The organism is Stutzerimonas tarimensis (assembly GCF_042648805.1).
Taxonomy (GTDB): domain Bacteria; phylum Pseudomonadota; class Gammaproteobacteria; order Pseudomonadales; family Pseudomonadaceae; genus Azomonas; species Azomonas tarimensis.
On record NZ_JBHRXZ010000022.1, the window covers coordinates 285,044 to 302,138 of the forward strand.

Annotated in this window: 13 protein-coding genes and 1 pseudogene; 5 read left to right on the plus strand and 9 right to left on the minus strand. The window is 66.2% G+C overall.

Going from position 1 to position 17,095, the window contains the following annotated elements:
• Window positions 1–79 precede the first annotated feature (79 nt).
• Window positions 80–1,504 carry an aspartate ammonia-lyase gene (locus tag ACFOMF_RS10500; protein WP_386364533.1) on the minus strand — a complete coding sequence of 475 codons (1,425 nt, stop codon included), beginning with the start codon at window positions 1,502–1,504 and terminating at the stop codon, window positions 80–82.
• 166 nt (window positions 1,505–1,670) lie between these two features.
• Between ACFOMF_RS10500 and ACFOMF_RS10505 the strand changes: the two genes are divergently transcribed.
• Window positions 1,671–2,594: a LysR substrate-binding domain-containing protein gene (locus ACFOMF_RS10505; RefSeq protein ID WP_386364535.1), complete on the plus strand. Its 924-nt coding sequence runs from the start codon at window positions 1,671–1,673 to the stop codon at window positions 2,592–2,594.
• Between the two features lie 6 nt (window positions 2,595–2,600).
• Here the strand turns inward: ACFOMF_RS10505 and ACFOMF_RS10510 are convergent, their stop codons facing one another.
• The 7 genes from ACFOMF_RS10510 to ACFOMF_RS10540 all read right to left on the minus strand — a co-directional run bounded on the left by ACFOMF_RS10510 (window position 2,601) and on the right by ACFOMF_RS10540 (window position 10,110).
• Window positions 2,601–3,293: an ABC transporter ATP-binding protein gene (locus ACFOMF_RS10510; RefSeq protein ID WP_386364537.1), complete on the minus strand. Its 693-nt coding sequence runs from the start codon at window positions 3,291–3,293 to the stop codon at window positions 2,601–2,603.
• The gene (locus ACFOMF_RS10515; RefSeq protein WP_386364539.1) at window positions 3,286–4,512 is read right to left on the minus strand and encodes an ABC transporter permease; all 1,227 of its coding nucleotides are present in this window, start codon (window positions 4,510–4,512) and stop codon (window positions 3,286–3,288) included. The genes ACFOMF_RS10510 and ACFOMF_RS10515 overlap by 8 nt, the downstream gene beginning before the upstream one ends.
• A gap of 1 nt (window position 4,513) precedes the next feature.
• A complete protein-coding gene (locus ACFOMF_RS10520) occupies window positions 4,514–5,671 on the minus strand; it encodes an efflux RND transporter periplasmic adaptor subunit (protein WP_386365804.1) in 1,158 nt (385 codons plus the stop codon).
• 33 nt (window positions 5,672–5,704) lie between these two features.
• The gene (locus ACFOMF_RS10525; protein ID WP_386364541.1) at window positions 5,705–7,000 is read right to left on the minus strand and encodes an NAD(P)/FAD-dependent oxidoreductase; all 1,296 of its coding nucleotides are present in this window, start codon (window positions 6,998–7,000) and stop codon (window positions 5,705–5,707) included.
• A gap of 95 nt (window positions 7,001–7,095) precedes the next feature.
• On the minus strand, window positions 7,096–8,028 hold the full coding sequence (locus ACFOMF_RS10530; protein ID WP_386364543.1) for a MerR family transcriptional regulator: 933 nt from the start codon (window positions 8,026–8,028) through the stop codon (window positions 7,096–7,098).
• 2 nt (window positions 8,029–8,030) lie between these two features.
• Window positions 8,031–8,993 (minus strand): YbgA family protein, encoded by a 963-nt coding sequence (locus ACFOMF_RS10535; protein WP_386364545.1) that lies wholly within the window; start codon window positions 8,991–8,993, stop codon window positions 8,031–8,033.
• A 124-nt stretch (window positions 8,994–9,117) separates the two neighbouring features.
• A complete protein-coding gene (locus ACFOMF_RS10540; protein WP_386364547.1) occupies window positions 9,118–10,110 on the minus strand; it encodes an NAD(P)/FAD-dependent oxidoreductase in 993 nt (330 codons plus the stop codon).
• A 251-nt stretch (window positions 10,111–10,361) separates the two neighbouring features.
• Between ACFOMF_RS10540 and ACFOMF_RS10545 the strand changes: the two are divergent.
• The 3 genes and pseudogenes from ACFOMF_RS10545 to ACFOMF_RS10555 form a co-directional block, all read left to right on the plus strand.
• Window positions 10,362–10,734 (plus strand): annotated as a pseudogene (locus tag ACFOMF_RS10545) (DUF1731 domain-containing protein); the annotation flags it as partial.
• 30 nt (window positions 10,735–10,764) lie between these two features.
• Window positions 10,765–11,790, plus strand: coding sequence for a ferrochelatase (gene hemH, locus ACFOMF_RS10550; protein ID WP_386364549.1), 1,026 nt, complete (start codon window positions 10,765–10,767; stop codon window positions 11,788–11,790).
• Between the two features lie 61 nt (window positions 11,791–11,851).
• Window positions 11,852–12,808, plus strand: a complete 957-nt coding sequence (locus ACFOMF_RS10555; protein WP_386364551.1) for a MerR family transcriptional regulator — start codon at window positions 11,852–11,854, stop codon at window positions 12,806–12,808.
• On the opposite strand, the gene ACFOMF_RS10560 is transcribed toward ACFOMF_RS10555, so the two are convergent.
• Window positions 12,809–13,261: a PAS domain S-box protein gene (locus ACFOMF_RS10560; protein ID WP_386364553.1), complete on the minus strand. Its 453-nt coding sequence runs from the start codon at window positions 13,259–13,261 to the stop codon at window positions 12,809–12,811.
• A 334-nt stretch (window positions 13,262–13,595) separates the two neighbouring features.
• Between ACFOMF_RS10560 and amt the strand changes: the two genes are divergently transcribed.
• Window positions 13,596–16,997: an ammonium transporter gene (amt, locus tag ACFOMF_RS10565; RefSeq protein ID WP_386364555.1), complete on the plus strand. Its 3,402-nt coding sequence runs from the start codon at window positions 13,596–13,598 to the stop codon at window positions 16,995–16,997.
• The last annotated feature ends 98 nt before the right edge of the window (window positions 16,998–17,095 follow it).

Below are 17,095 nucleotides of genomic sequence, written 5' to 3' on the forward strand. Positions count from 1 at the left end.
CAGCAGGCATGAAAAAGGGACGGCCAATGGTCGTCCCTCTTGAGGGCGAACGGCTGGACCGTCCGCCGAAGCACCAGTCTCAGGACGGCGCCGGCGCCAGACGCGGAGCGATCATGTTGTCCGGACGCAGGATTTCGGCCAGGCGGTGCTCGTCCAGCAGCCGCTCCTCGCGCACCAGCTCCAGCACGCCACGCCCCTGCGCCAGCGCCTGCCGGGCGATGCGGGTGGCATTCTCGTAGCCGATGAAGGGGTTCAGCGCGGTGGCCAGGCCGATGCTGTTCTCGACCAGCGCCCGGCAGTGCTCGATGTTGGCGGTGATGCCGGTGATGCAATGCTCGCGCAGCATGTCCATGGCCCGCTGCAGCAGGCGCACCGAGTCGAACAGCTTGTAGACGATCAGGGGCTCCATCACGTTGAGCTGCAGCTGGCCGGCCTCGGCCGCCAGGGTCAGCGCCAGGTCGTTGCCGATCACCTCGAAGGCCACCTGATTGACCGCCTCCGGGATCACCGGGTTGACCTTGCCGGGCATGATCGAGCTGCCCGGCTGGCGCGGCGGCAGGTTGATCTCGTTGATCCCGGTGCGCGGCCCGCTGGAGAGCAGGCGCAGGTCGTTGCAGACCTTCGACAGCTTCACCGCCAGGCGCTTGAACATGCCCGACAGCATGACGAAGGCGCCCATGTCCGAGGTCGCCTCGATCAGGTCGGCGGCGGACACCAGCGGCTGGCCGCTGATCTCGGCCAGGCGCTGCACGGCCAGGCCCTGGTAGCGCGGGTCCGAGTTGATCCCGGTGCCGATGGCGGTGCCACCCAGGTTGACCTCGCAGAGCAGCTCGGGCACCAGTCGGCGCAGGTGGTGCAGGTCCTCGCCGAGGGTGGTGGCGAAGGCGTTGAATTCCTGACCGAGGGTCATCGGCACCGCGTCCTGCAACTGGGTGCGGCCCATCTTCAGCACCCCGGAGAACTCGCTGCCCTTGTGCCGCAGCGCCTGGCACAGGCTGTCGAGGCTGGCGAGCAGGGTGTCGTGGCCGAGCAGCAGGCCCAGGCGAATCGCCGTGGGGTAGGCGTCGTTGGTCGACTGCGACATGTTCACGTCGTTGTTCGGGTGCAGGTAGCGGTACTCGCCCCGGGCGTGACCCATGGCCTCCAGGCCGATATTGGCGATCACCTCGTTGGCGTTCATGTTGGTCGAGGTGCCGGCGCCGCCCTGGATCATGTCCACCACGAACTGGTCGTGGAACTCGCCGCGCACGATCCGCGAGCAGGCCTCGACGATCGAGGCATGACGCGCGGATGGCAGCAGGCCCAGGCTGTGGTTGGCATCGGCCGCGGCCTGCTTGACCATGGCCAGCGCCACCACCAGCCTGGGGTAGTGCGATAGCGGCACGCCGGAGAGGCGGAAGTTGTGGCGGGCGCGCAGGGTCTGGATGCCGTAATAGGCTTCGGCGGGCACGACGAGGGTGCCGAGCAGGTCGTGCTCGGAACGAAAGGATGCAGGATCGGACATGAGTCTGGTGTTCTCGAAGGGGGCGGTTATTGCCACAAGGCAGCCCTAAACTAAGGTGCCTGCTGTCCAGCTGGCCAATGCCGTTGTTTGCGTGATCATGCCGAAACGGCATAATCACGCATGCCTTCCAAACTGCCCGGGGGCCTGTTCCCCACGTGGAGCCCGCTTGAATCTGGAAATGAAATGGCTGGAGGACTTCGTCGCCCTGGCCGCCACCCGCAGTTTCTCCCGGGCCGCCGAGCGGCGCTTCGTCACCCAGCCGGCCTTCAGCCGGCGGATCCGCGCACTGGAGGAGGCGCTCGGCCTGACCCTGGTGAACCGCTCGCGCACCCCCGTCGAATTGACCGAGGCGGGTCAGGTGTTTCTGATCAGCGCGCGGCACACAGTCGAGCAGCTAAGGGAAGTGGTGCGCCATCTGCACCATTCGGAAGGTCAGCAGGGCGAGGCGCTGGTAGTGGCCGCTGCGCATTCGTTGGCGCTTGGCTTTTTTCCCGCCTGGTTGGCGCGGCTGCGTGGAGAGGGTCTGAGCCTGGCTACCCGATTGGAGGCGGCCAATGTCGGTGAGGCGGTGCGTGCCTTGCGAGAGGGTACCTGTGATGTACTGCTCGGCTATCACGAGCCAGGAGCAGCACTGCAGCTTGACCCTGGTTTGTTTCCCTCCCAACTACTGGGGCGCACCTGGATGGTTCCGGTAAGTGCGACCCGATCGGACGGCACAGCCTTGTACCTGCTGGAAAATGAGCGCAGCGTACCTTTGTTGGCTTATAGCGCTGGCGCCTCGCTGGGCCGCTCGGTAAATCATTTGCTTCGCGAGCGCGCTTTACGTTCAACGACCGTGTACGAGACAGACATGGCGGATAGTCTGAAGGGCATGGCGTTACAAGGGCTCGGCATAGCCTGGGTTCCGTTGCTTTCGGTGGATGGTGAGTTGGCACGTAATGAGCTTGCTATATGCGGTGGTGCGCATTGGCAGCTGCCGCTGGAAATCCGACTGTATCGCTGTGCGCTAATACGCAAAGCGGCTCTGCGAGCACTATGGTGCAAGTTGGAATCCGATTTGAAACGCTCGCAGAAGACATCCCTGACATAAGATTTTTCACGCCTTGTATGTAATGAGGCGACCATCGACCAGTTCGATCTGCCGCTGGCAGCCGGCGGCCAGGCGCGGGTCGTGGGTGACCACCAGCACCGCGCAGCCGAAGCGGGCATTGAAGCGGCGGAACAACTCGAACACGGCATCCGCCGTGCGGCTGTCGAGGTTACCGGTGGGTTCGTCGGCCAGCAGCAGGGCGGGATGGGTGACCAGCGCCCGGGCGATGGCGACCCGCTGCTGCTGGCCGCCGGAGAGTTCGCTGGCCTTGCGCGCGGCGAAGCCTTCGAGGCCGACCTCGGCGAGCAGCCCCCGGGCCCGCTCGACATGCTCGGCGGCAGGCCGGCCCTGGCGGATCATCAGCGGCATCAGTACGTTGTCGAGCACGCTGAAGGCGGGGATCAGATGATGGAACTGGAAGACGAAGCCGATCGCCTCGTTGCGCAGGCGTGTGCGCGCGGCGTCCTGCAGGCCGCGGGTAGGGCGGCCCAGCAGGTACAGCTCGCCCGCCGTGGGGGCGTCGAGCAGGCCGATGAGGTTGAGCAGGGTGCTCTTGCCCGAGCCCGAGGGGCCGACCAGCGCGCACAGCTCGCCCCGGCACAGGTGCATGTCTATGCCGTGCAGGACCTCCTGCTCCAGCGGGGTGCCGGGCTTGTAGACCTTGCGCAGCGCCTCTAGGCGCAGGACCTCCTCAGACATAGCGAATCGCCACGGCCGGGTCGTAACGTGCCGCCCGGCGTGCCGGCATGGCCGCGGCCAGTACCCCGGCGACGGTGGCTATCGCCATCGCGGTGGGCACCAGCGACGGCTCCAGGCGAATCTCGAACAGCTGTCCGGCCAGGCCATTGAACACCTGGATCAGGCCCCAGCCGACCAGCCCGCCAGCTGCCGAGCCGACCAGCCCGAGCAGCCCGCCCTGAAGCAGGAAGACCCGCAGGATCTGCCCGCGCGGGCTGCCCATGGCGCGCAGGATGCCGATTTCTCGGGTGCGCTGGACCACACTGACAGCCAGGACGCTGGCGATGCCGAAGGCCACGGAGATCCCCACGAAGATGCGGATCATCTGGGTGGTCATGCTTTGCGAACGCAGGGCATTGAGCAGCTGGCCGTTGGTTTCCATCCAGCTCTCCACCTTCAGGCCGGTGCGCCGCGCCAGCTGCCGGGCGATGTCCTCGGCGGCAAAGATGTCGGCCACCGTGGTGTCGATCACCGTCACCGTCACCGCACCGGGCAGGTCCAGCAGCGCCTGGGCCTGGCGAAGGTCGAGGTAGACGTAGCGGGCATCGAGTTCACGGACCTCGAGATCAAAGATGCCCACCACCTCGAGGACGGTTTCACGCCCTTCACCGGCATCCAGGCGCAGTTTGTCGCCAACCACCAGGCCCAGCTCGCGAGCCAGCTCATGGCCGATCACCGCCTGTCCGGCATTGACCTCGAAGCGACCGGCACGCAGGTGCCGGTGGACGGGAACCACCTGCAGATAACGTTCGGCCTCGATGCCCATCAGCGACACCGACGCCCGCGCGCCGCCGCGGCGGGCAAGGGCCGGGCCGCTGGTCAGGGGCGAGACGGCAAGCAGTTCGGATTGTTCGTCGAGCAGTTCGATCACCTCGCTCCAGTTGAGGATCGATTGCAGGCGCTGGGCGCGGGGGCTTTCCAGCAGGATCAGGTGACTATCGGCGGGCGCCGTCGGCTGCAGGTTGACCGCCTCGGGCGGCTCGAGGCGGATGTGCGCCTGGGTACCCAGGGTGCGCTCAATCACGTTGCTCTGCAGCCCGGTGATCAGCGCGGTGATGAACACGATCACCGCGGCGCCGACGGTGATGCCGAAGCTGATCAGCAGGCTCTGCAGGGAGTTGTCGAGGAGAAAGCGCAGGGCGATTTTCCATTCCAGCCAGAGCGAGTCGGCCAGCCGCATCTCAATAGGCCTGCTGGCGCAGGCGGACCCGCTGGCCTGGCCTGGCGTCGCCGATGAGCACCCGGTCGCCGGCCGCCAGGCCCCCGGTCACCTCGCTCAGGCCGGTACCGCGCAGGCCCAGGCGCACGGTTACCCGCTCGACCCGGTTGTCGCGATCCAGGCGCAGTACTTCGGCCCGGGCGCCGTCGCGCTGGCGCAGGCTGTCGTTGGGCAGCGCCAGTGCCTGCTCGCGGCGGCCGGTTTCGATGCTCACCGAGACGGTCATGCCCTGGCGCAGGAATTCCGCCGGTTGCTCGAATCGCAGGTGCACATCGAGGGTGCCGGTGGTCGGTTCGACCCGCGGCGCCAGGTAGCTCACCCGGGCCGCCAACGGTCGCTCCGGCCAGGCGTCGGCGATCACCGTGGCCGGAAGCCCCGGCTCGATCGGCGCCAGGCTCTTTTCATCCAGCGGCAGGCGGATCTCCAAGCTGTCCAGCGGGGCCAGGGTCAACAGCGTGCGCCCGGGCTGCACCAGGTCTCCCGGTTCGACCTGACGCGACTGGATGATGCCGTCGACCGGGGCGAGGAGGCGGGTTCGCGCCAGGGCCACATGCGCGGCCTCGAGCCGCTGTTCCAGCAGCCGGGTCTCGCTGCCGTCGGCGGCCACCGCGGCGGCCGCCAGGCGCGCCCGGTCACGCGCGGCGCGGGCTGCAGTCTCGGCACGCTGGGCCTGTTCGCGCTGCTCGACGGAGATCAGCTGGCGCTCGGTCAGCCTGGCGCGCCGCTCGCGCTCGCGGCTCGCCTGGGCCAGATTGCTTTCCGCCTCGCGCAGCGCTGCCTGGGCTTGCGGCCGGGTCGAGGCGACGAGCTGGTCGAGTTGCGCCTGGGCTTCCTGCAGGCGCGCGCGCCACTCTCTATCGTGCAGTTCCAGCAACAGTTCACCAGCCCGCACCTGATCGCCCTCGCGTACATAGCGTGCGGCCACCACGCCGGTGATCTCGCTGCCGATCTGCGCCACCGACCGGCTGTCGACTTCGCCGCTGGCGACCACGCGCTGGACCAGGGGCCGCGCCTGGACCTCATAGCCGGGCAGTTCCGGCCCCTGCCAGGTGCGCCAGGCGAGGCCGGCGGCGATCAGTAGCGGCAGCAGCAGGAAAATGAACAGCGGGCGAGCGCGGATCAACGGAACCTCGACGGCAGGCAAAGCCCCAGCTTACGAGTAAAGCGGGGGCGTGGATATCAGCCGCTCGGCTGAGGACCCCTCGAGCGACTCGCCGAGGGCTTCAGCCACGCGCAGCGCGCTGACCACCCCGTCCTCGTGAAAGCCGTTGCCCCAGTAGGCGCCACAGAAATAGCTGTGCTGCGCGCCGAGTAGCTCGCGACAGCGTGCCTGCGCCTCGATCCCCTCCAGGCTGAAGCGTGGATGGGCATAATGAAAACGCGCCAGGATCCGCCGAGGGTCGATCAGCTCGGTCTGGTTGAGGCTCACGCAGAAGGTTTCCGGGGCGTTCAGACCCTGCACCAGGTTCATGTTGTAGGTCACCATGGCCGGACTCTCCTCGCCGCCGCCCAGGCGGTAGTTCCAGCTTGACCAGGCCCGCCGCTGTCGCGGCAGCAGGCGGGTATCGGTGTGCAGCACCACCTCGCTCTCGACGTAGCGCTGCGCGCCGAGAATGGCGCGCTCGGTGGCGCTCGGGCGGGTCAGCAGCTTCAGCGCCTGGTCGCTGTGGCAGGCAAACACCACCTTGTCGTAGCGCTCCTGACCCGCCGCGCTGCGCAAGGTAACGCCTCTTTCGTCGCGGTCGACGCGCCAGACCGGACAGTTCAGGCGGATGCGCTGGCGGAAGCCGGCGGCCAGGGGCGCCACGTAGCGGTTCGAGCCGCCTTCGATCACATACCAGCGTTGTTGCTGGTTGATCGACAGCAGGCCACGGTTGCTCAGCACGCGCATGAACAGCAGCAGCGGGAAACTCAGCAGATCGATCCTTGGCAATGACCAGATCGAGGCCCCGAGGGGGATCAGGTACTGCTCGATGAACTCCTGACTGTAGCTGCCCAGGTGCAGGTAATTGCCGAGCGTCAGGGTATCGCTGATGCGCTGGTAATACAGATCCTCGGCAGCCTCGCGGTTGAACCGGATGATCTCGCGCAGCATGCCCCAGAAGCTTGGTGAAACCAGATTGCGGCGCTGGGCGAAGAGGGTGTTGAGGTCCTGCCGGGCATACTCGCGGCCATGATGCGGATCGTAGACTGAGAAGCTCATCTCGGTGGGGCGGATGGGTACCTGCAGGCGCTGCAGCAGCCTGAAGAAGTTTGGGTAGGCGCTGTCGTTGAACAGGGTGAAACCGGTGTCGATGGCGTAGTCGGTGCCCTGCAGCGGTACGCTGAGGGTGCGGGTGTGCCCGCCGAGCCAGTCGCGCGACTCGAACAGGTCGACCTGATGACTGCGATGCAGCAGGTGGGCGGCGGTGAGGCCGGCGATTCCGCCACCGATGATGGCAATCTTCATGCCCTTACTCCGTGAGGTCTCGGAAAGCCGCCAGCGCGCGGGCACGGCTTTCCTTCAGATCGACAAGGGGTCGCTGCGCAGCCACAGCAACTGGTTCATGGCGCCGGACCGGCATGACGCTGGAACAGGCCATGCCGGTCCAGCAGGGCGAAGGCCTGCAGCGGATCATCGGCCAGCTCGAGCGACTCGATGTCGCCCAGTTCGCTGCCATGGATGCGTGCCGCCGCGCCACCCAGCACCACTGGCACCGGCGACTGTTCCACCGCCCGCGGCAACTGGCGCAGCAGGCCGAGTTCGAGCGCCTGGCTCGAATAGAGCAGGACCGCGCGAGGGGCGATGCGCTCCTGCGCCAGCCGCAGCTCGCCCAGCGGCACCGGCCAGTCGAGTACCTCCACCGGGCAGTCGACGCTGGAGATCAGCCAGGCGCTCAGCCAGAGGCCGGGCTCCATGGGGCGCTCGGACAGATTGACCAGCAACAGCGGCGCTCCAGGCTGCTGGCGGTTGTGGTGATAGAGGCGTGCGCCGAACTTGCTGCGCAGCCAGGAGTAGAAGAACACGCGCTCGAGCTGGGCCCCGTACTGGCCTTGCCAGCGCCGCTCGAGGGCATCGAGCAGGGGCAGCAGCAGGTGCTCGCACAGCGTACGGGGCGGGTAAAGCGCCATGGCGTCGTTGAGGCTTTCGTCGAGGCTTCGCTCGGCGAGCTTGGCGACGGCTGCGAGCTGGGTATCGCGCAGGCCGCTCCAGGGGCTGTGCTCGTCGGTCGCGGTGGGCTGTGGTGCGTCGAGCAGCCCCTTCACCTGGCTGACCGCTGCGCCGCGGTTGAGCCAGGTAAGGATGTCGTGGATGCGCTGGACCTGATCCTGGTCATACAGGCGGTGACCCTTGGCGGTGCGGCGAGGCACCACCAGGCCATAGCGGCGTTCCCAGGCGCGCAAGGTCACCGGATTGACCCCGGTGAGACGGGCGACTTCACGGATCGGCAGCCAGCCGGCGCGCTCGCCGTCCGGCCCCTGTTCGGATTGCTTCATGGTCAGATGGCGTTTCGCAGGCTGAGGTCTTCGGGATGGGGTTGCAGGTAGGCCTGCCGTTCGAGGTAGGGATCGGGGTGCTTGCGCAGGTGGTGCTTGAGCAGCGTCAGCGGGACCACCAGCGGGATGGTGCCCTGCCGGTACTGGCTGATCAGCTTCTGGATCTCCCTGCGGTCCTGGCTGTCGAGCCGATTTTTCAGATAACCCGAAAGATGCTGCAGCACATTGCTGTGGCTGCCGCGGGTGGCCGGGCGCTTGAGTGCGGCCATGAGCTCGCTGAAATAAAGGTCGGCGATGGTTTCCAGAGGCCGTTCGTCGAGGTCAGCAAGCAGGCGGCCGAGCTCCCTGTACTGATGCGGATGGTGCGCCATCAGCTGGTACTTGTAGCTTGAGTGGTAATCGAGCAGGCCCTTGGCGCTGAGCCCGCTGCGGTGCAGATTCTGCCAGCGCGCGTAGGCGAACACGCGGGTGAGGAAATTTTCCCGCAGCACCGGGTCGTTCAGCCGTCCGTCTTCCTCCACCGGCAGGTCCGGGCGGTCGTTCATGAAGGCCGCGGCATAGAGGCCGGCAGCCCCGCCGAGGGCCAGGGTGCCGTCGCTGCGGTAGACCTTGACCCGCTCCATGCCGCAGGAGGGGGATTTCTGCATGAGGATGTAGCCGCTGATGTCGTCCAGGGCAGCGGCCATCTTGCGGCCATGGGCGGCCAGGGGCTCGCTGTGGTCCTGGTCCCGATTCACCGTGCCGAGGGCGCGCGGTGCCTGCGGGTCACCCACCAGGCGGATGGGCTCACGCGGGGTGCCCAGTCCGATTTCCACTTCAGGGCATACGGGGATAAAGTCGAAATGCCGCGCCAGGGTCTCGCTGCACAGCCGCGACTCTTTGTGGCCGCCGTTATAGCGCACCGTCGCGCCAAGCAGGCAGGCGCTGATGGCGATCCTGATACGGCGTTGGTCGTGGGTCGGCATGGAGGGCCTCGGCTACTCGATTTGTACAAATCCTGGGTTCTGTACAACTAAGCTGCATGATAAGGCCCTGGCTGTACGGGTCAAGAGGTCTTGTACAAGATTCCCTGACCCGCCCATGCGGGATCTACTTGTCCAGATGCTCGATGATCCGCCGTGCTGCTTCGCGCCCGCTGAGCCAGGCGCCTTCGACCCGACCGCTCAGGCACCAGTCACCGCAGGCATGGATGCCCATGTCCACATCGGCCAGCGAGCCCCACTGATGGGGCTGCGCGGGCCGGGCATACAACCAGCGATGGGCGATACTGAACGCGGGTTCCGGCAGGGGGCAGTCGAGCAGTTCGGCAAAGGCGCCGTGCAGATGCTCGATCACCGTTTCCTTGCTGGCATCCAGATGCTCGCGGCTCCACTGACTGGTGGCATGCATGACCCAGGTATCGAGCGGGTTGTCGCGTCCGGGCTTGCTGCGATCGCGGCTGAACCAGTCGAGTGCGCCGTTACGCACAAAGCAGCCGTCCATGCCTGTCTCCAGCGGTGTGGAGAAACCCAGGGCCACTGACCAGGTCGGCTCCATCGCCACGTTGGCCGCCTTGCCGGCCAGCACCGGCGCGGCGGTCAGGAGGTTGCAGGCCTGGGTCGCCGGGATGGCCACGACCACCTGGCTGAACGGTCCGTAGGACTGGCCATCGGCATCCTGCAGGGTCCAGTGACGGGTGCCGCGAAAGATCTCGGTGATGCGGCAGCCAAAGGTTACCGGCGTTTCGCCAAGCAGGCCGCGGGTGATGGCGCTCATGCTGGGCGTGCCGACGTAGCGCTCCTGTTCATCCTGGGAGGGTCCAAGCTGGCCCTGGCGGAGTTCATAGAGGCTTGGCCGCCATTCGCTGGCCCAGCCGCGGGCCTGCCAGTCGCGCACCGCGGCGGCGAAGCGCCGGTCACGGGCGGTGAAATAGGCGGCGCCCAGGTCGAGCCGGCCGGCTTCGGTGCGCTTGCTGGCCATGCGGCCGCCGCTGCCGCGGCTCTTGTCGAAGAGATGGACAGGAAGTCCGGCCTCCTGCAGCGCCTGGGCAGCCGACAGGCCGGAGATCCCGGCGCCAATGATGGCGATCGAAACAGAGCTCATGCGTTACCTCGCTAGTCAGATGTCCAGGCTATGCTGCAGCCTAAACTTGTACAATCCTCTTTTTTGTATAGGATTATGCCGAGAGTCCTGCGGCGCCCGGAAAGTGCACCTTCTATAGATGCAGAACGCGGCACGCGGGACAAGATCCATCAGTCGATTGCTGAGGAGCATATCCCCATGCGCATCCGCCTGACAGGCGGCACCGGGCTCGCCATTTGCCCAGCGGCCCGCCGGGCCCCAGGCGATAGAGCGGCAGCAAGGTTGACCTTGCCCGCCAGTTCATGCCCGGGATCCATCGGGAAGACCAGATGAGGGTCATTGATTTTCTTTTGCACAGTCCCGAGGCGACCGGTCCCTATAATGCGTGTGCGCCAGAGCCGGTGCGTAACGCCGGGTTCGGCCGGGCCCTGGCTCGCAGCCTAGGCCGTCCGGCACTGTTGCCGTACCGCCCCGCTGCGGCTGCGGCTGCGGCTGCGGCTGCGGCTGGGGTTGGGCGAATTGTCCGGCCTGCTGCCTGGTGGCCAGCGGGTGACGCCGGCGCGGTTGCTTGCGAAGGGCTTCGGCTTTCGCTTCAGCGAGCTGGACGCCGCTCTGGCCGACCTGCTCGGCTCGGCCAGTCGTTGAGTTGTCGTGGTTTCATCCAAGGAATGTCGAATGTCTGAACAGGCGTTGCTGCTGGTCAATCTGGGGTCCCCGGCGTCCACGTCGGTGGCCGACGTCCGCCGCTATCTGAATCAATTTCTCATGGACCCCTACGTGATCGACCTGCCCTGGCCCATGCGGCGCCTGCTGGTCTCGTTGATCCTGGCCCGACGTCCGGCCCAGTCGGCCCACGCCTATGCCTCGATCTGGTGGCCGGAAGGGTCGCCCCTGGTGGTCATCAGCCGCCGCCTGCAGCAGGCGATGGCGGCCCATTGGCCCGAAGGGCCGGTGGAGCTGGCGATGCGCTATGGCGAGCCGTCCATCGAAGGTGCCCTGGTGCGCCTAGCCAGCCAGGGCATCGGCGAGGTGGTATTCGCGCCGCTGTATCCGCACTTTGCCGACAGCACCACCACCACCGCGGTGGAAGAGGCGCGGCGGGTGATCCACGAGCATGGTCTGTCGCTACGGGTGCGACTGCTGCAGCCCTTCTTTGACCAGCCCGAGTACCTCGATGCGCTGGTCGCCAGCGCCCGGCCCTATCTCGACGATGGTTTCGACCACCTGCTGATGAGCTACCACGGGCTGCCCGAGCGGCACCTGCACAAGGCGGACCCGAGCGGCGCGCATTGCCTGCGAGGCGCCGACTGCTGCCAGCGCGCCGAGGGCGAGGTGCTTGCAGCCTGCTATCGGGCGCAGTGCTACCGGACCAGCGAAGGCCTCGCCGCCCGTGCTGGCCTGGATCCGGCCAAGTGGTCGGTGTCCTTCCAGTCACGCCTAGGGCGGGCGAAATGGATCGAGCCCTACACCGAGGCGCGTCTGGACGAGCTCGCCGGGCAGGGCGTGAAGCGGCTGCTGGTGATGTGCCCGGCGTTTGTCGCCGACTGCATCGAGACCCTCGAGGAGATCGGCGATCGCGCCCGTGAGCAGTTCCTCCAGGCCGGGGGCGAAGAGCTGCGCCTGGTGCCCTGCCTGAATACCCATGAAGCCTGGCTTCCGGCGCTGGCTACGCTGTGCCGGCGCGCTCCGCTGCAGCTGTAGACTGATATGCCTACAGCACAGGGTTACAATGCCGGCTTTTCCCGGCGTCGCGAATCTGTGCATGAATGAATCAACCGGCGTTTCCAGCCTTACCCTGGCGTTGTCCGCGCGCGACGAGCTGTTTCCCATCCGCGAGGTCGCGCGCCTGACCGGCGTCAACCCGGTGACCCTGCGTGCCTGGGAGCGGCGCTACGGGCTGATACAGCCAACCCGTACCGACAGTGGGCACCGGCTCTATTCCATGGCTGACGTCGAATCGGTGCGCAGCATCCAGGCCTGGATCCGCCGCGGTGTTCCGGTCAGCAAGGTGGGCGACATCCTGGCCCGCTCCGCTGCCGGCAGTGCTGGCGCGTCCGCGGCAGAGGCGGCCGGTGGCGAGTGGGGTCAATGGCAGGAGTGGCAGGGCCGCCTGGAAGAGGCCCTGCAGAGCTTCGACGAGTCCGAGCTGGAGCGGGTATACGGGCAGATTCTGGCAACCTGGCCGGTCGCGCTGGCCCTGGAGGAGGTGCTGATGCCTGTCTGGCAGGGGCTGGCGCTGCGCACCGAAGAATTCGGTCGCACCAGCGAATGGCTGTTTCTCGATGCCTTCCTGCGCAGCCGGATCGCCGTGCGCCTGCAGATGAATCGCCCGCGGCATGGCCGGCGGGTGCTGATGGCAGCGGTGCCGGGGCATTGTCGCGACCTGGAATTGCTGGTGGCCGCGCTGCTGCTCGCTGGCGAGCAGCAGGCAGTGACCCTGTTGCCCCTGGGGCAGCCGCTGGATGAGCTGGCACTGGTCTGCGAGCGCGCCCGCCCGGAGGCGCTGGTGCTGTTTTCCAATCGCCCGCTGGCTGCCGATCTACAGCGTCAGCTGGGTCGCATGGTACTGACGCTGGGCTGTCCGCTGGCGCTGGCCGGCGAGGCTGCGGAACTCGCCGGAGAAGCCTTTGCCGGGACCCCGGTGGCCTGCCTGGGGCGGCCCAGCGGGGCCATGGCCGGACGTCTGAAACAATTGCTCGATGGCCACCTCGATACCTGACTAGAGGTTTCTTCTGAGAGCTGCCAATTCCTCCTGCAGGCGGGCCAGCTCGGCTTCCAGGGCTGCCACCCGCTCGCGCGCCTGGACCTCGCGGGTGACGTCCTTCTGGATGCCGATGAAGTAGGTCAGCTGGTCGCGCTCGTTGAACACCGGCGCCAGCGACAGTTCACTCCAGAACATGCTGCCGTCCTGGCGGTAATTGCGTAGCACCTGGCGGCAGGCCTTGCGTTCGCGTATCGCCTGGCGAATCACCTCCAGCGCCGCCTGGTCGCGATCGCTGTTCTGCAGGAAGCGGCAGTCCTGGTAGAGGATGTCATCGACGCGATAGCCGGTCAGCGCTTCGAATGCCGGATTGGCGTAGATGAGTATGTTGTCGTCGCCCTCCTGCTCGGTGACCACGATCCCATCGTTGCTGGCTTCGACCATCAGTTGCAGCAGTTGCCCGTTGATCATCGGTGCTCCCCGTTTTTTCGTGATTCTACTGTGCAGCGCGGCGCTTCGACCGATACAGCGAGCAAAATCGCCAACTGGTGCAAGGAAACGCTAAGTTACAACTGCTACGGCGTAATATGGTGCATCGGACCGCATGGCACATTGCCACAGGCCAATGAAATCGCGGCGGTGCATGGCATGGAACTCGCTTGGCGATTTCTGTTCTCCCGCTCCGTCATTCCTATGGCGTCAAGATTAAGACCAGGCGAATGGCAGGCAGTGAGCCGCTCGCATTCCGTCTGCAGGCAAACCCCTCGCGTGTTCAGGGCCCTCATGCAATGGTTAGGGAAGCATCATGCAATCAGCCTCGATAGATATCCTGTGGCTCGTGTTATGCGCCGGTCTGGTGTTCAACATGCAGATCGGCTTTCTGTGTCTGGAGTCCGGGCTGACGCGCAGCAAGAATGCGATCAACGTTGCGATCAAGAATATGGCCGACCTCAGCGTCGCGATCCTCCTCTACTGGTTGTACGGTTTCGCATTAATGTTCGGTTCCAGCGCCGGTGGATTGTTCGGAAACAGCCATTTCCTCATTGAGGCCGATGGCGACGCCTGGCCCATGGCGTTCTTTCTGTTCCAGGCCATGTTCTGTGCCACCGCGGCAACCATTGTGTCCGGCGCCGCGGCAGAGCGCATGCGTTTCAGTGCCTATCTGGTGGTGGCGCTGCTGGCCGCGGGGCTGATCTATCCGATATTCGGACATTGGGCCTGGGGTGGCGCCTTTGCCGAGGGCGAGGGCTGGCTGGCGGGCCAGGGCTTTGTCGATTTCGCCGGGTCGACGGTGGTCCACGGGGTAGGGGGCTGGATCGCACTGGCGGCGATCATGGTCATCGGCCCGCGGTTGGGGCGCTTCGACGGCAGTCGCCGTGAGCGCAGCATGCCTGGCTCAAACCTGCCAATGGCGATGCTGGGCGGCCTGCTGCTGCTGTTCGGCTGGCTCGGCTTCAACGGGGGCAGCACCCTGGCGTTCAACGTGCAGGTGCCGGGTATCGTGGCCAACACCACTCTCGCGGGCATGGCCGGCATCGCAGGTGGCTCCCTGATGTCTTGGCTGCGCTTCCGCCTCATCGAGCCGATCCTGCCGCTCAACGGCATGCTTGCCGGGCTGGTGGCGGTCACTGCAGCAGCCCATGCGATCAGCCCCGGCGCGGCGGTGCTGATCGGTTTTGTCGGCAGTCTGGTGATGTTCTTCGCCGACCGCCTGCTGCTGCGCTGGGGAATCGACGACGCGATCAGCGCGGTGCCTGTGCACCTGGTCGCCGGCATATGGGGCACCCTGTCGGTCGGGCTGTTCGCCAATCTGGAATTGCTCGGCACCGGCCTCAGCCGGAGCGAGCAGTTGCTGGCTCAGGTGCAGGGCATCCTGGTCTGCGCGATCTGGGCCTTTGGCGCGACCTACACCGCGTTGCGCCTGATCAATCGCGTCTTTCCCATGCGGGTGGACCCAGACGACGAGGTGCGCGGGCTCAACGTCAGCGAGCATGGTGCCCGCACCGAGCTTATCGAGCTGCTCGACGCCATGGCCGAACACCAGCGGCAGGGGCAGTTCAGCCGTGAGGTGGAGGTCGAACCCTTCACCGAGGTGGGCCAGATCGCCGCGCAGTACAACAAGGTGATCCGCGCCCTGCACAATGCCATGGCCAAGACCCAGGCGATCGTCCGCGATATTCGCGACGGCATCATCACCTACAGCCGCGAAGGCGTGCTGACCAGTTGCAATCCGGGGGCCGAACGCCTGTTCGGACTGCCGGCCGAGCAACTGGTGGGGCGCCCGCTGCACCAGTTCGTCGCCACCAGTGGTGCCTGGTCCACGGCGCTGGTGCCCGATGCTGGCGGCGAGGCCCGCTGCGAGCTGCTGCTGCGCGGCCACGACGGGCGCAACTTCTCCGCCGAGCTCACCGCCAGCCAGGGCGCTGCCGATGGCGACGACATCACCTGCATGGTGCGTGACATCACCGAGCGGCGTCTGGTGGAAGAGCAGCTGTTCCAGGAAAAGATGCTGGCGCAGGTGACCCTCGCCTCCATTGGCGACGGGGTCATCACCACCGACCGCGCCGGCCGGGTGCAGTATCTCAACCCGGTCGCCGAAGCGCTCACTGGCTGGAGCAGTGACCAGGCACGGGGGCTGTCTCTGTCGGAGATCTACCACCTGTACGACGAGGATACCGGGGTGCCGCTGCCTGGCCCGGTGAGCAAGGTGCTGCATCGCCGCCGCAGTCAGGACGGTGAACGTTTCGACATGGCCCCCGGCATGCTGCGTCAGCGCGACGGCAGGCTGGTGGCAGTGCAGGACGCAGCCGCGCCGATCCGCGACGCCGCCGGGGCCATTATCGGGGTGGTGCTGACCTTCCGCGACGTCACCGAGACCCGCCAACTGGCCCGCGAGCTGTCCTTCCAGGCGTCCCATGACCCCCTGACCGGGTTGTCCAACCGTGCTGCCTTCGAGCAGAGGGTCGAGGCTCTGTTGCAACTGGCTCCCGCCGAGCGCGGCGAGCATGTGCTCTGCTACATGGATCTGGACCAGTTCAAAGTGGTGAACGACACCTGCGGCCATGCTGCCGGCGATGAGCTGCTGCGCCAGCTGGTGCGGCTGTTCAAAAGCCGGGTGCGCAATAGCGATGTGCTTGCCCGCCTGGGCGGCGATGAGTTCGGCGTGCTGTTCTTCGATTGCCCGATGCCCCGTGCGCAGCAGATCGCCGAGAGCATGCGCGCACTGGTCGACGAGTTTCGCTTCAGCTGGGAAGGCAAGACCTTCGCTGTGGGCGTGAGCATCGGCATGGTTGCCGTGGACGATACCACCCAGGCCCTCGGGCCACTGCTCAGCGCTGCCGACAGCGCCTGCTATGCGGCCAAGGAGGGCGGGCGCAACCGGGTGCATATCTATCAGGCCGATGATGCCCAGCTGCTCGAACGTCGTGGCGAGATGCAGTGGACCCAGCGCCTGCGCGAGGCGCTGGATACCGACCGCCTGCGGTTGTTCGTGCAATGCATCGAGCCTGCCGATGGCAGCGTGCAGGACGGTGGGCGTTACGAAGTCCTGGTGCGCATGCTCGACGAGGACGGTGGCACCATCCCGCCGGGCGCCTTCATGCCGGCGGCCGAGCGCTACGACATGGCCTCGGCGGTGGATCGCTGGGTCACTGGCAATTTCCTCGCCTGGGTCGGCGACTACTGCCGTCGCCACGGCGGGCCGCGTGGACACTATTCAATCAATCTCTCGGCTGCCTCGCTGAACGAGGAGAGCTTCCTCGACTTCATCCTCGCCGCCATCGAGCGCCACCAGATTCCCACCGAGTGCCTGTGTTTCGAGATCACCGAAACCGCCGCGATTTCCCACCTGAGCCGCGCGACCCGCTTCATGGAGCGGCTCAAGGCAGTGGGCTGCAGCTTCGCGCTGGATGATTTCGGTTCGGGGTTGTCCTCCTTTGGCTATCTCAAGACCCTGCCGGTGGACTACCTCAAGATCGACGGCGGCTTCGTTCGTGATCTCGACAAGGACCCCATCGCCCGCGCCATGGTCACTTCCATTAATTCCATCGGCCATGAGATGAATCTCAAGACCGTCGCCGAATTCGTCGAATCAGCGGAGATCCTCGAACGGCTGCGGACAATCGGCGTGGACTACGTCCAGGGCTATCACCTCGGCATGCCCAAGCCCCTGAGCGAACTGTCCGGGGTTCGGATGATGCCGAGGTGAGGGGGAGGGGCCGATGGGCGTGCTGATTTTGGTATGACGGAAGCGTTGTCTAGCCCTGAATGGGGAGAAGGGACAATGTCGAATAAGCTCGATACGGC